Annotated in this window: 10 protein-coding genes; 7 read left to right on the top strand and 3 right to left on the bottom strand. The window is 68.5% G+C overall.

What is annotated here, in order from left to right:
• Positions 1-66: 66 nt before the first annotated feature.
• Positions 67-822, bottom strand: a complete 756-nt coding sequence (locus BGP17_RS06835; RefSeq protein ID WP_286711453.1) for a kinase — start codon at positions 820-822, stop codon at positions 67-69.
• An 83-nt stretch (positions 823-905) separates the two neighbouring features.
• Between BGP17_RS06835 and BGP17_RS06830 the strand changes: the two genes are divergently transcribed.
• Together BGP17_RS06830 and BGP17_RS06825 are read left to right on the top strand one after the other, a co-directional pair.
• Positions 906-1,913, top strand: a complete 1,008-nt coding sequence (locus tag BGP17_RS06830) for a LacI family DNA-binding transcriptional regulator (protein WP_167298046.1) — start codon at positions 906-908, stop codon at positions 1,911-1,913.
• 82 nt (positions 1,914-1,995) lie between these two features.
• Positions 1,996-2,166, top strand: a complete 171-nt coding sequence (locus BGP17_RS06825) for a hypothetical protein (protein WP_167298047.1) — start codon at positions 1,996-1,998, stop codon at positions 2,164-2,166.
• Between the two features lie 49 nt (positions 2,167-2,215).
• Here BGP17_RS06825 and BGP17_RS06820 read toward each other — a convergent pair whose 3' ends face one another.
• Positions 2,216-3,511, bottom strand: a complete 1,296-nt coding sequence (locus BGP17_RS06820) for an MFS transporter (RefSeq protein ID WP_286711452.1) — start codon at positions 3,509-3,511, stop codon at positions 2,216-2,218.
• A gap of 134 nt (positions 3,512-3,645) precedes the next feature.
• The gene (locus BGP17_RS06815; RefSeq protein ID WP_286711451.1) at positions 3,646-4,659 is read right to left on the bottom strand and encodes a LacI family DNA-binding transcriptional regulator; all 1,014 of its coding nucleotides are present in this window, start codon (positions 4,657-4,659) and stop codon (positions 3,646-3,648) included.
• 58 nt (positions 4,660-4,717) lie between these two features.
• On the opposite strand from BGP17_RS06815, the gene BGP17_RS06810 reads away from it, so the two are divergent.
• From BGP17_RS06810 to BGP17_RS06790, 5 genes are all read left to right on the top strand, one after another.
• Positions 4,718-6,235, top strand: a complete 1,518-nt coding sequence (locus BGP17_RS06810) for an MFS transporter (RefSeq protein WP_286711450.1) — start codon at positions 4,718-4,720, stop codon at positions 6,233-6,235.
• 511 nt (positions 6,236-6,746) lie between these two features.
• Complete coding sequence (locus tag BGP17_RS06805) at positions 6,747-10,112, top strand: TonB-dependent receptor (RefSeq protein ID WP_167298050.1); 3,366 nt, start codon at positions 6,747-6,749, stop codon at positions 10,110-10,112.
• A 69-nt stretch (positions 10,113-10,181) separates the two neighbouring features.
• The gene (locus BGP17_RS06800; protein WP_167298051.1) at positions 10,182-11,747 is read left to right on the top strand and encodes a tryptophan halogenase family protein; all 1,566 of its coding nucleotides are present in this window, start codon (positions 10,182-10,184) and stop codon (positions 11,745-11,747) included.
• Complete coding sequence (locus BGP17_RS06795) at positions 11,744-13,192, top strand: tryptophan 7-halogenase (protein WP_286711449.1); 1,449 nt, start codon at positions 11,744-11,746, stop codon at positions 13,190-13,192. The genes BGP17_RS06800 and BGP17_RS06795 overlap by 4 nt, the downstream gene beginning before the upstream one ends.
• Positions 13,185-14,225, top strand: a complete 1,041-nt coding sequence (locus tag BGP17_RS06790) for a cupin-like domain-containing protein (RefSeq protein WP_286711448.1) — start codon at positions 13,185-13,187, stop codon at positions 14,223-14,225. Before BGP17_RS06795 ends, BGP17_RS06790 begins: the two co-directional genes overlap by 8 nt.
• Positions 14,226-14,239: the final 14 nt, after the last annotated feature.

Below are 14,239 nucleotides of genomic sequence, written 5' to 3'. Positions count from 1 at the left end.
CGGGCGCCGCGCGGGTCGCGGCGCCCAACGAACCGGGCGCGGCGCATGCGGGGCGATTGATCTGGATCAATCCCTCGGCCGCCGATCGGCGTCCAGGTGCAGCGTCAGGTCGGCCCAGGCGTGTCCGTGGCGCAGCATGTGCCGGGTCAGCCGCTCATAATATTGGACGAAGCGCCGGACCTCGGCATCGGACATCGGCCCGCGCGCGGCATGTTCCTGCTCGATCCGCCAATCGGCCACCACGTCGAAGCCGGGCGCCTCGAGGAAGACGAGCTGGTCGATCCGCGCCCAGAGCGCCTGATAGGCACCGGCCAGCCGCGCGTTCACCCAGCGCCGCCAGCGGCCGTCCGCATCGTGCACGCGCTCCAGGTCGTTGATCGGCGCGACGAGCTCCGCCGCCGCCTGGGGTCGCATGCCCAGGCACCAGCCCTCCAGGATCAGCATTTCGGCGGGCCCGGCCACGCGCTCGGGGCTGCCGGGCTCGTCGCGCGCCTTGTCGAAGCGGGGGAGCAGCGCGGGGCCGTGCGCCAGCGATTCGATCGCCGCAAGCCCGGCGGCGACGTCGTGCGTGCCCGGCACGCCGCGCGTGCGCAGCAGGGGATGCACGGTCTCGGCGAGTCGTTGCCGGGCGGCACCGTCGAGATAGAGATCGTCGAGCGACAGCACGGGGCAGCCGAAACGGGCCGCCAGGGCGCGCGCGATCGTCGACTTGCCGCTGCCCTGCGCGCCGGCGATGCCGAGCACGAAGGGCCGCCGCCGGCCCGGGCGGAGCCGGGCGGCGATGATCCCGGCCGCGGCGGGGAGAGGCTGTACCTTGTCCATCGCCCCGCTTCTTAGCTTGCGCACTGCCAGCGCTGTCAAATATGGCTGTCACAGGCCGGGGCTGCCTCCCGGCGGGGAAAGTGATGTCCAGCCGTCCCACGATCAAGGAAGTGTCGAAGATCGCCGGCGTGTCTTTCAAGACCGTCAGCCGGGTGCTCAACAACGAGAAGCATGTCAGCGAAGAGACGCGCCGCCGGGTCGAGGAAGTCGTGGCGCGGCTCAACTTCCGCCCGAGCCATGCCGCTCGGACGCTTGCCGGGCGCAAGTCGTTCCAGGTCGGCCTGCTCTACGACAATCCCAGCCCCTATTACATCTATCACGTGCAGACCGGCGCACAGCAGCGCTGCACCGAGCTTGGCTATCGCCTGCTGCTCCAGCCGATCGACAGCCAGTCGCCGGATCTCGTCTCGAACGTGCTCGCGCTGATCGACGAGACGCATCTCGACGGCCTGATCCTCTCGCCGCCGGTGACCGAGGCCGCGGCGCTGCTCGACGAGCTCGACCGGCGCGGGCTGCCCTATGTCCGGATCGCGCCGGGCACGCGCAAGGATGCCGGCATGTCGGCATCGATGGACGATATTGCCGCCGCGCGCGAGCTGGTCGGGCATCTGATCGGGCTCGGGCATCGCCGCATCGCGATGATCCGCGGCCTCGACAGCCACGCCTCCTCGGCGGATCGCCTCGCCGGCTACAAGGCCGAGCTCGCGGCGCACGGCATCGCCTTCGATCCTGCGCTCGTCGTCGCCGCCGAGAACGACTTCGCCTCGGGCGCGGCGGCCGCGCGCGCGCTGCTGGCGCGCAAGGAGCGGCCCAGCGCGATCTTCGCCGGCAATGACGACATGGCCGCCGGCGCGCTCGCCGTCGCGCATGAGAACGACATCGACGTGCCGGGCGCGCTCTCGATCGTGGGGTTCGACGATTCGGACCTGGCGCGGGCGGTGTGGCCGCCGCTCACCACCATCCGCCAGCCGGTGCACGAACTCGCGGCCGCCGCGGCCGAGCTGATCCTGGGCGGCAATGCTTCCCAGCCGCGCGTCACGCTCGAGCATCAGCTGGTGGTGCGGGCGAGCACGGGGCCGGCCGCGCGGTAACCAAGGCCTGTCCCGCCGCCGGACAGTGGTTAACCATAGGTAACGCTGGCGGCAAAAGTTAAGAAGTCGTTAACTGCTGGCCATGCAACGCCAGCTCGTCATCGAGGGCTACGCGCCCCGCCGCCACCCGTTCCGCCGCCACGTCCGCCGCGCCGTGGCGCAGCAGCGCAAGTTGCGCGACGACAGCGACGTGAAGCTCTTCGCATTGAGCTTCACTGCCTTCTTCGTCTGCTTCTTCACGTTCATCGCCTGACGGCGGGGCGCCGCCGCCCCGCTCCGGGTTCGGCGTCAGCCGAGCCGCATCAAGGGAGCACGTCCGGCACATGCGGCGCGTCCTCGGCCTTGTAGAGCCGATTCGCGCACCAGGCCGAGGCCAGGCAGAGCAACACCACGACCAGGATGCATTCGGCCACGCCGATCCCGGGAATGTTGCTCACTCCGAAGATGCCGACCGATCCGAACACCATGAAGCCCGCATTGACGATGTTGTTCGCCGCCACGGTGCGCGCGGTCTGCGATTTCTCGACGGTGGTGGTCAGGAAGGCATAGAGCGGCACCACGAACATGCCGCCGGTGATCGCGATCGCGATCAGCAATCCCAGCACCGCCCAGCCCAGCGGCATCATCACGAACGCGGCGGTCTTGATCAGCGGCCCGTCGTGCACCGGCCAGAAGCGCGCGACGAAATAGAAGGCGATCACGAACATCATCATCGTCAGCACCGAGCGCACGGCATATTTCGCCGAGACATGCCCCTTGAGCAGCCGGTTGATGATCACCGATCCGATCGCGATGCCCACCGAGAAGATGCCCAGGAACACGCTCGCCACGTCCTTCTGGGCGTGGAACACGTTCTTGACGAGCGGCGGGAAGAGCACGCCCAGCACCGCCGCGATCGTCCAGAACACGCTGATCGAGATGATCGCGAGATAGAGGCGGCGGATGTGCATGGTGGCCGAGATCAGCCGCCACGAGGCGCGGAAGATGTTGTAGTCGATCTTCAGCGTGGTGAGCGGCGGGGCGGCGGGGATCCGCAGCGAGGCGAACCAGCCGGTCACCGCCACGCCGATCACCGCGAAGGCGGCGGCCTTTGCGCTGAGCACGCCGCCGGCGATGGTGCCGCACAGGATGGCGATATAGGTGCCGGCCTCCACCATGCCGGTGCCGCCCAGCACTTCGTCTTCCTCCAGATGCTGGGGCAGGATCGCGTATTTGATCGGGCCGAAGAACGCCGAGTGGATGCCCATGCCGACGAGCGCGACCAGCATCAGCTCCAGATTCTTGAGGAAGATGCCGGAGGCGCCCACCAGCATGATCAAGACCTCGGCGGCCTTGATGATCCGCATGATCTTCGCCTTGTCGTAGGTGTCGGCGAGCTGGCCGGCGAGCGCGGAGAAGAGGAAGAAGGGCAGGATGAAGATGCCGGTGGCGATCGCGCTGAACCGGGTCTCGTCCTCGACCGAATTGAAGATCTGGTAGGTCGCGAAGAAGATCATCGCGTTCTTGAACAGATTGTCGTTGAACGCCCCGAGGAACTGGGTGACGAACAACGGCAGGAACCGGCGCTCCCGCATCAATCCGAGCGCCGCACCATGCATAGAACTACCTTCACCTCTGTGCGCGGGCTTTCCCGCTATATGAGGCGCGGGCATAGCCGAGGGAAATGCAGGGCGGCAAACGGTTATTGGGTTTCCCTCTGGTCCCCTCCCTTCCGGGGCGGGGAACCATGCGCTCACCCCCCGCAAGACTCCCGCACGATCAGATCCGTCGGCAGCCGCTCGGCGCTGGGATCGGGGGAGGGATCGAGGATGCGCGAGACCAGCTGGCGGCCGGCCTCGAACGTGTCCTGCCGGATCGTGCTGAGCGCGGGCGTGGAGAGCCGTGCGAGCAGCATGTCGTCATAGCCGACCACCGATACCTGGTTCGGCACCGACACGCCCGCCCGGCGCAGCGCGCGGATCGCGCCGAGCGCGATCAGGTCGGACGAAGCGACGATCCCGTCGAAATGGACGTGGCGCCGCAGCAGCCGGCTCACCGCCGCATCGGCCGATTCGAGCTCGAAATCGACCGGCACCACCAGCTTGGGATCCATCTCCAGCCCGGCTTCCCGGAGCGCTTCGTCGTAGCCGCGCTTGCGCTGCATCGATTCCGGATCGGTGCCGCCCAGGAACAGGATGGCCTTGCGCCCCAGCCGGGCGAGATGGGCGGTCGCGCGGCGCCCGCCGAGCTGGTTGTCCGAGCCGATCGAACAATAGAGCTGCCCGGCCATCTGCGCGCCCCATACCACGAAATTGGCATTGGATTCGGTCAGCTGGTTGAACGCGTCGTGCAGCATGGACTGGCCGAGGAAGATCACCCCGCTCGCCCGGCTGGTCGTGGTGGCGGCGACGAGGTCCGCATAGTTTGCCGGGGTGGTATGGCTCACCGTGAAGTCGCAGTCGCGCGCGCGGGCCGCCTCGCCGATGCTGGCGAGCAGCTCGAGGAAGAAGGGGTGCGAGAGCGGCAGCGGCCGGCCGCGCATGAAGGGCGTGACGATCACGATCGTCCCCTCGGCGCCCACCGGCGCCGCCGGCATATAGGGGCGGAAGGGATAGTCATGGTCGCGCGCCAGCGCCCAGATCCTCTGCTTCGTCCGCGCACTGATCAGCGGATGATCGTTGAGCGCCCGCGAGACGGTCGAGATCGATACGCCGGCCAGCTGCGCGAGATCCTGCAGCGTCGTATTGTTGTTGCTACTGCTGCCCATTGTGCCCAAGCTTGAGGAAAGCCGAATACGGCCAGTTTAGAACGGTGAGGGGGGAGCATTGCAAGCTGGCGACGCGAGCGACGCGCCGCGGGTACCGCGGCTCGGCTTGCTGCAGATCTGGAACATGTGCTTCGGCCTGCTCGGCATCCAGATCGTCTGGGGCCTGCAGAACGTCAATACCAGCCGTATCTTCCAGACCCTGGGTGCCGAGCTCGACGATCTGGCCATCCTGTGGATCGCCGGCCCCGCCACGGGGCTGCTGGTCCAGCCGATCATCGGCCATCTGAGCGATCGCACCCGCGGCCGGCTCGGCCGGCGCCGGCCCTATATCCTGGCGGGGGCGCTGTGCACTGCGCTTGCCCTGTTCCTGATGCCCAATGCGGCCAGCCTCTGGGCCGCCAGCCTGATGCTGTGGGTGCTCACTGCCTCGATCAATATCGCGATGGAGCCGTTCCGGGCGCTGGTGGCGGACCGGGTGCCCGAGAGCCAGCGCACCGCCGGCTTCGCGATGCAGGTGTTCTTCATCGGCACGGGCGCGGTGTTCGCCTCGGCCTTGCCCTGGATGCTCGTCCACTGGGCGGGGCTGAGCGGCCAGCCCGCGCCGGGCATGCTCCCGCAATCGGTGCGCATGGCCTTCTATATCGGCGGCTTCTGCCTGTTGGCGGCGGTGGGCTGGACGATCGTCACCACTCCCGAATGCCCGGCGCCGGCGCGGCCGGCCGAAGCGGCGATGCCGCCGCACGTCCTGTCGCCCGAACGCGCCGCCTCGCTGCTTCGTCACGGCATGGCCTGGATGCTCGCGGGCCTGGGCATCGCCGGCGCCGCGGCCCTCGCCGGCTGGAAGCGCGAAATCTATGTCGTCGCGGGCATCTGCTTCCTGTTCGGGCTGCTCCAGGCAGTGGTGGTCCGCCTGCGCCGGCTCGGGCGCAGCTCGATCGGCATTCTCGAGATCGTGGAGGACATCCGCTCGATGCCGCTGCTGCTCAAGCGGCTCGCCATCGTCCAGTTCTTCACCTGGTACGGCCTGTTCGCGATGTGGATCTATACCGTGCCCGCGCTGGCGCTGCGCCACTATGGCACCGCCGATCCCGCTTCGCCGGGCTATAACGCCGCCGCCGATTGGGTGGGCGTGCTCTTTGCCGGCTATAACGGCGTCGCGGCGCTGGGCGCGTTGCTGCTGCCGGGCATCGGCGAGCGGCTCGGCCGCCGCGCCACGCATGCGCTGTGTCTGGCGTTCGGCGCCGCGGGGCTGCTCGGCTTCCTGCTCGTCGCCGATCCGGTGGCGCTCTGGCTGCCGACCCTCGGCGTCGGGCTCGCCTGGGCGGCGATCCTGTCCATGCCCTATGCCATGCTCGCCGGCAGCGTGCCGCCGGGCAAGGCGGGCGTCTATATGGGCATCCACAACATGTTCCTGGTGATCCCCCAGCTCGTCGCCTCGACGATGCTCGGTCCCCTGGTCGGCCGTGCCTTTCACGGCCAGGCCGAATATGCGCTGGTCCTCGCCGCCGCCGCGCTGCTGATCGCGGCCGGCTTCGCGCTCACGCTCCCGCCCGGCGCCGATACCGGCACCCGATAACATCGCCGACGGACCGGCGTGCGGAGTTGCGCTGCTTTGCATTGCGTTGTCAGTTTGTGCAAAACTTGCATTGATTGCAAGGTAAAATTGCATTGCGCGACTCGTCCATGGTCAGGTGATTCCAATCGGTTTCGGCAGGGTATCGGCATAATATTGTTATATTATAATGCTATAGATCGGTTTCAATTTTCGAAAATTTCCCTCTTGCGGTCATGCTCAATTTACGCAAAGTTACGCAAAGAGCTTCCCGGCAGGGCCGTGGGCGTTTTCGCGCCGGCGGATCGGGTGGCTCGCGGTGGATGGTGGCGCCGTAGAGCGTCGCCGGCACATAAGGAGGGTGTCTTGGGGGAAGCGCGGCATGGCCGGCTTGCGATCATGCGCAGCAGCGCAGGGCGTTGCCGCACGCGCATTTCCACGCACCGACAAGGGAATTGACGCGATGCCGCGGGGCGGGGGCTCCGGGGCGTCGTGCGTGCAACAGCTCCGCAAAGGAGCGACGGAGGGAGGAAAGATGAAGCAGACCACCATCTTGCGGGGCGGTGCCTCGCTTGCCGCCATGGCCCTGATGGGTCTTGCCGGCATCGCCCAGGCGCAGACCGCCCCGGCACCGGCCCGTGCGCCCGAAGCAGCCCAGGAAGAGGACGGCTCGCCCACGATCGTCGTCGTCGGCGTCCGCAAGGCGCTCGAGACCGCGCAGACGATCAAGCGCGATTCCGACACCGTTGTCGATTCGATCACCGCGACCGACATCGGCGCCTTCCCGGACACCTCGGTGTCGGGCGCGCTCCAGCGCGTGCCGGGCATCACCACCTCGCGTCTGCAATCGACCGACGATTCGACGCACCCCTCGGGCGAGCCCACCGGCGTGCTCATCCGCGGCCTCACCTTCGTTCGCACCGAATTCAACGGGCGCGACAGCTTCTCGGCCGACAGCTATCGCGGCCTCAACTTCAACGACGTCTCGCCCGAGCTGATGGCCGGCGTCGATGCGTACAAGAACCAGACGGCGGAGATGATCGAGGGCGGCCTGGCCGGCACGGTCAACCTGCGCACCCGCCTGCCGTTCGACCAGAAGGGCCTTGTGGTCGCCGGCAATGCCAAGGCGACCTATGGCACTCGCTCCAAGGAGTGGACCGGCGAGTTCTCGGGGCTGATCTCGAACACCTGGGATACCGCGATCGGCCGCTTCGGCCTGCTCGCCGATTTCGCCCGCAGCCATGTCGTCACGCGCACGGAAAGCGTGATCATGGACAAGATCGACACCTTCTGCACGACGGGCTCGACCAATGCCTCGGGCGGCGGGATCGTCAATTCCGACGGCTCGGTCGCCTGCGCCTCGAACCCGTTCGGCGGCTCGGGCTGGGCCTATATTCCGGACGGCATCCGCTATTCGCAGGTCGATTATGATCGCACCCGTCGCGGCATCTCGGCCGCGGCGCAATATGAGAACAATGCCGGCAATTTCCGGATGACCGCGCAGTACAACGACAGCGAATATCACAATGCCTGGCTCGAGCGGGCCAGCCATGTGATCTTCCAGGGCGACGCGTATGGCAAGTCGGCCTTCTATCCGCGGACCAGCTCGTTCCTCGGCGCCGCGCCGGGCACCTCGCCCTTCGTCTTCGGGGCGGATGGCATGCTCCGTTCGGGCACGCTCACCCAGGCGCATGGCAGCTGGCGCGGGAGCTGGGACAGCACCCAGGAAGCGATCAACACCGGCTCGGCCGTGCCGGGCCTGCCCTTCGTCAACAATTGCGCCGCGCCGTCGGTCTGCACCACGTTGCAGGACGGCCTCTATTTCCAGAACGAGGCACGCAACTTCGATCACCGCGAGCGGACCCAGGACCTGTCGGGCAACATCAGCTGGGATCCGACCGAGAAGCTGCACGTCAATCTCGACGTGCAGCACATCTGGGCCAACACGACCAATGACGACATCCTCGTCGCGGTCGGCTCGATGGCCAACATGCAGTACGCCACGAACCGCGACGGCACTCCCCAGGTGAAGCTGCTGCCCGGCTCGAACGTCAACTACGCCACCGGCGGCCTCTCCAACCCGCACAATTACTGGATGCCGTTCATCCAGGCGCACATGGAGGACAATGACGCCAAGGAAACCGCGTTCCGCGGCGACATCGCCTATGATTTCGACGAGGGCGGCTGGCTCGATTCGCTCAAGGTCGGCGTGCGCTATGCGGATCGCAGCCAGACGGTCCGCTACTCCACCTTCAACTGGAGCCCGGTCGCGGCTTCGTGGAACTGCAACGGCCCGGGTTTCAACATCGACAATACCACGGGCGGGGCCTATCCGGCCTGCAATGCCGGCCACCCGGACTTCAAGGGCTATGGCGCGGGCATGTGGGAGTCGGTGACGCTCGGCGACGGCTTCTACAATGGCGGCGTCTACGACAATCCGGCGCTGGTCTACATGAACCGCGCCACGCTGACGGATCGCGCCCGGCTGGTGCAGGGAGTGAGCGGCGCGACCACCAATTCGCCGATGGGCTGGCAGCCGATCTGCGACCGCGCCGACGCCACGATCGAGGGCTGCTACCTTCCGTCCGAGGTGATGCACGTCAAGGAGAAGACCAAGGCCGCCTATGCGATGCTCCGCTTCGGCGGGGACGGCATGAGCATCGGCGGAGTCAATGTTCGCGGCAATATCGGCCTGCGCTTCGTGCGCACCGAGATCGCCTCGGACGGCAGCGTCGGCTATCCGCTGACCACCACCTTCAACAACTATGTTCCCTGCGGCGGCCCGCTGCCGACGGGCTGGGTGGTCAACCCGATGTGCTTCGTCACCCCGGCGGTGGCAGCGTTCGCCAGCGGCGGCGGCAGCCCCAACAGCTACAAGGCGAGCTATGACAACTGGCTGCCGAGCTTCAACCTGCGCCTCGGCCTCGACGACAAGAGCTTCGTGCGCTTCGGCTATTCGCGGGGCATGTCGCGCCCGGACTTCGGCCTGTTGCGCAACTTCGTCTCGATCCTGGGGCCGGATCTCAACGGCAGGCCGGACTCGCCCTATCTGGTGAAGAACGGGGCGGGCACGGTGACCGGCTATAATTTCGTGTTCCGCGCGGAATCGGGCTTCCCGGCGCTGAAGCCGGTCACGGCCGACCAGTTCGACCTCACCTTCGAGCATTATTTCGGCCGCAGCAGCTCGTTCACGATCGACGGCTTCTACAAGAAGCTGAATGGCACGATCTCGTACGGCGAGTTCCTGCGCAGCTTCACCAACAACGGCTCCACCCAGACGGTGCTGATGCGCGGTCCGCGCAACGGAGCCGGCGGCGGCGAGCTGAAGGGCGTCGAAGTCGCGTTCCAGACCTTCTTCGACTTCCTGCCCGGCGTGCTGAGCGGCTTCGGCACGCAGCTCAACTACACCTTTGTCGACCAGTCGGGCATCAGCAACTCGAACCTGGTGACGCAGGGCGCGCTCGATGCGGGGGGCACCGGCGGCTTCGGCGCGGGCCTGGACGTCTCCGGCGGGCGCGGCGTGGTGATCGACTCGCACCAGCTGGCGGGCATCTCCAAGCATACGTTCAACGCCGTGGCGCTGTACGAGAAGGGCCCGGTGGCGATGCGTCTCGCCTATAACTGGCGCTCGCGCTTCCTGACCAACAATCTCGACTGCTGCATCGGCCTGCCGGTGTTCCAGAAGGCGGCGGGCTTCCTCGACGGGTCGCTGCGCTTCTCGCTGGCCAAATGGGTCGAATTGTCGATCGAAGGATCGAACCTGCTCGGCACCACCACGGTGTTCCAGCAGCAGATCTTCGGGGACTCGAGCGCCACGCCGAACGCCAAGCCGGTGTTCCGCGACGCGAACTGGAGCCGCGTCGACCGGCGCTTCCAGTTCGGCGCCCGGTTCAAATTCTAACTCCCCTCGGCGCCGCCGGTACCCTTCATTCCCGGCGGCGCCAGTTTTTCCATTTCACGAGCGGGTGTCATGCAGCCCAGGTCGAACCCATCCCCGGCGCCGCTGCGCGTCGTCATCGTCGGCGGCGGGACCGCGGGCTGGATGTGCGCGGCCGGCCTCGCGCGCCTGCTGCCGCCGACCGACTATGCGCTGACGCTGATCGAATCCGACGAGATCGGCACGGTCGGCGTCGGCGAAGCCACGCTGCCGCACATCCGCGAGTTCAACGCGATGCTCGGGCTCGACGAGGCCGAGTTCATGCGCGCCACCCAGGGCAGCTTCAAGCTCGGCATCGAGTTCGTCGGCTGGGACAAGCCCGGCGGCCGCTATGTCCACCCGTTCGGCAGTTTCGGCGAGCGCTGGGGCGGGATCGACTTCCAGCATCATTGGCTGCGCGCCCGGGCCGCCGGCCAGGACGTCGGCGACTGGTTCGACCATAGCTTCGCCGTGGCGATGTGCCGCGAAGGCGTGTTCGACCTGCCCGACGAGGACCTGCGTTCGATCCGCTCGACCTTCTCCTATGCCTATCACTTCGATGCCGGCCTCTATGCCGAATATCTGCGCCGCTGGGCGACCCCGCGCGGCGTGCGGCGGATCGAAGGCAAGATCGTCGACATCGCCCGCAACGCCGAAAGCGGCCTGGTCGAAAGCGTCGCGCTCCAGTCGGGCGCCGCGATCGCGGGCGACCTGTTCATCGACTGCTCGGGCTTCCGCTCGCTGCTGCTCGGCCAGAGCATGGGCGTCGCCTGGCACGACTGGAGCGCATGGCTTCCCTGCGACCGCGCCATGGCGGTGCCCTGCGCCGGCGCGGCGGGCATCACGCCCTTCACGCGCTCCACCGCCCAGGCCGGCGGCTGGACCTGGCGCATCCCGCTCCAGCATCGCACCGGCAACGGCTATGTCTTCTCGAGCAGCTTCTGTTCGGAGGAACAGGCGCGCGAGACCATCCTGGGCGCGATCGACGGCGCGCCGCTCGCCGATCCCCGGCTGCTCCGCTTCCAGGCCGGCCGCCGGGCGCGGGGCTGGGAGGGGAATGTCGTCGCGATCGGATTGTCCTCGGGCTTTCTCGAGCCGCTGGAATCGACCAGCATCTTCCTGATCCAGGCCGCGGTCACAGACCTTGCCAACCTGATGCCCCTGCCCGGCGGCGGCCCGCCCGATCCGCGCCTGGCGGCCGAGTTCAACCGGCTGTTCGCGATCCATTACGACCGCACCCGCGATTTCCTGGTGCTCCACTACACGGCGAATGCGCGTCATGGCGAACCGCTCTGGGACCATGTGCGCAACATGGCGCTGCCCGACAGCCTGGCGCACAAGATCGCGCTGTTCCGCTCGAGCGGCCGCGCGCCGGACTATAAGCTCGGCCTGTTCTCGCGCGACAGCTGGCTGGCGGTGCTGATGGGGCAGGGGATCCTGCCCGAGGCCCATGACCGGCTCGCCGATCGCGCGCCGCTCGACGAAGTCGCCGATCGCCTGGCGGAGCTCAGGGAGCGCATCGCCACCAACGCGGCGGCCTTGCCCGCGCATGCCGAGTTCATCGCCAGCTATTGCTCCGCTGCGCGCGGCACCGCGGACGACCGGGCGGTGACGGCATGAGCCGCCCCTTCACCGTGATCGTCGCCGGCCGCGACGCGCCGCTCTGGCTCGCCGCCGCCGCGCTGGCGCGCGGGCTCGCGCCCTCGGGCGTGCAGGTGGAGGCAGTGGAGCTGCCCAGCGCGCTCGCGTCGGTGGATGCCCATGCGACCTTCCCGGCGCTGGAGGCGCTGCACAACCAGCTCCGCATCGACGAGACCATGCTGCTCCGGGCCACGGGCGGCAACCTGACGCTCGGCCGGAACTTCACCGACCTTGCCGGCGCCTGGCCCGCCTTCCTCCATGCCTATGGCTCGGCCGGAACCCAGATCGGCGGGCGCGACTTCTTCGCGCATTGGGTCAAGGCGCGGGCCCATGGGCTCGGCGTGCCGCTGGACGACTTCTCGCTCACTGCCGCCGCCGCGCGCCAGGGACGGCTGATGCTGCCCGACGCGGAGAACGCGATCTATGGCCGCTGCGACTATGGCTATCACCTGCCGGCGATCCCCTATGCCCGGCTGTTGCGCGCGGCGGCGATCGGTCACGGCGCGACAGCGCATGCCGCGGAGCAGCTGACGGTCGAGCGCGCAGGCGATGCGATCGTGGCGCTCGATCTCGGCGCGGGGCGCCGCCTCGCCGCCGACCTGTTCGTCGATGCGGGCGGTGTGCTGGGCGGTGCGCATCTGAGCTGGCGCGCGCATTTCCCGGTCGACCGCGTCCTCACCGCGGCTGGTCCGCCCTTCGCGAACATCCCGGTCTATGCCGAGGATCGCGCCGGCCCCACCGGCTGGACCGCGCTCCATCCCGGCCGCCCGGCGACCTTCGTCGTGCATGCCTGGTCGAGCGCGCATGCGACCGACGAGGAAGCGCTTCGGGCCGCCGGCGCGGCTGCCGGCCTGCCGCTGGCGGGGGTGCGGATCGCCGCCGTCGAGCCCGGTCGCCCCGCGCGGCCCTGGACCGGCAACTGCGTCACGCTCGGCGCGGTCTTCGATCCCGTGCATGGCCTCGACCTGCTCGGGCTCCAGGTCGGGCTGGTCCAGCTGCTCGCGGACTTTCCGGCGACCGCGCATTTCGCCGCCGAGCGCGACGAATATAACCGCGCCGCCGGCGCGGCGCTCGACCGGCTTCGCGATTTCCAATCCGCGCATTACGCGCTCGCCCGCTATGCCGGCCCCTTCTGGGACGCGGCGCGGGCGGGCACGGTCTCGCCCGATCTGGCCCATGCCGTCGCGCTGTTCCGCGCCCGGGCCGAACTCGCGCCGTTCGAGGAGGAGAATCTCCCGCCCGACAGCTGGCGTGCGCTGTTCCTCGGGCACGGCGTCGAGCCGGAAAGCTGGCCGCCCGCGATCGACCGCGTGCCGCCCGAGGAAGCGAAGGCGCAGTTCCGCCGCATGCTCGGCTTCGTGCGCGAGCAAGTGCTGCGCCAGCCGACGCAGGAGGCATATCTCGCCGGGCTCGCCGATGGCTGAGCCGCTGCGCCGCGCCGCCGGCCCCGAGCTCGGCCCGCTCGACGGCCTGCCGCGCGTTGCCGCGCGCGCCGCGCCACCCGCCGCCGATCTCGCGAGCCTGATCGAAACCGGCGAGCCGGTGGTGCTGAAGGGGGTGTGCGAGCATTGGCCCGCACGCGCCGCCGGCCGGGCCGGAGCGGGGGCGCTTGCCGCCTATCTCAAGGGCCTCGATCGCGGCGGGCCGGTGCCGGTGATGGAGGCGCCCGCGCGCACCCTGGGCAAGTTCGGCTATGGCACGGACCTGCGCGAGTTCAACTTCATCCGCCGCAGCGCCCGGCTGGGCGACGCGCTCGACCGGATCCTGCGCCTCGCAGGGGAAGAGAATGCGCCCCATGTCGCGGTCCAGATGCTGCCGCTGGCGGCGCAGATGCCCGATTTCGTCGCGCAGAACCCGATGCCGCTGCTCCCGGCGGACGTGGTTCCCCGCCTCTGGGTCGGCGGCCCGGCCCACACCCGCACGCACAATGATCGCGACCACAACCTCGCCTGCGTCCTTGCCGGGCGGCGGCGCTTCCTGCTTTTCCCGCCGGACCAGGTGGCGAACCTCTATGTCGGCCCGCTCGACAATCCGCCGCCGCTCTCGCTGGTCGATCCCGAGGCGCCCGACCTCGCCCGCTTCCCGCGCTTCGCCGATGCGCTGGCCACGGCCCGGGTGGCGTTCCTCGATCCCGGCGATGCGCTCTTCCTGCCGCGCTACTGGTGGCACCATGTCACGTCGCTGGGCCCGTTCAACGCGATGGTGAATTACTGGTGGGGCGATGATGCCCCGGGCGTGGAACAGCCGCACGACGTCTTCCTCGCCGCGTTGCTGGCCTATCGCCGGCTGCCGCCCGCCGAGCGCGGCTATTGGCGGGCGATGTTCGAAACCCATGTCTTCGCCGAGGACGGCGCGGCGCACATCCCGCCCTCGCAGCGCGGGCTGCTGGGCGAGATGCGCGCGAGCGAACGCGCCGCGCTCCGCCAGCGCCTGCGCACCGCATTCCTCAAGTCATGATCTCCCCACAGGAA

Source organism: Sphingomonas sp. 67-41, assembly GCF_001899725.1.
Lineage (GTDB): Bacteria > Pseudomonadota > Alphaproteobacteria > Sphingomonadales > Sphingomonadaceae > Sphingomonas > Sphingomonas leidyi.
The sequence above is the reverse complement of the archived record's forward strand: the minus strand, read 5'-3'. Positions and strand labels throughout refer to the sequence as shown.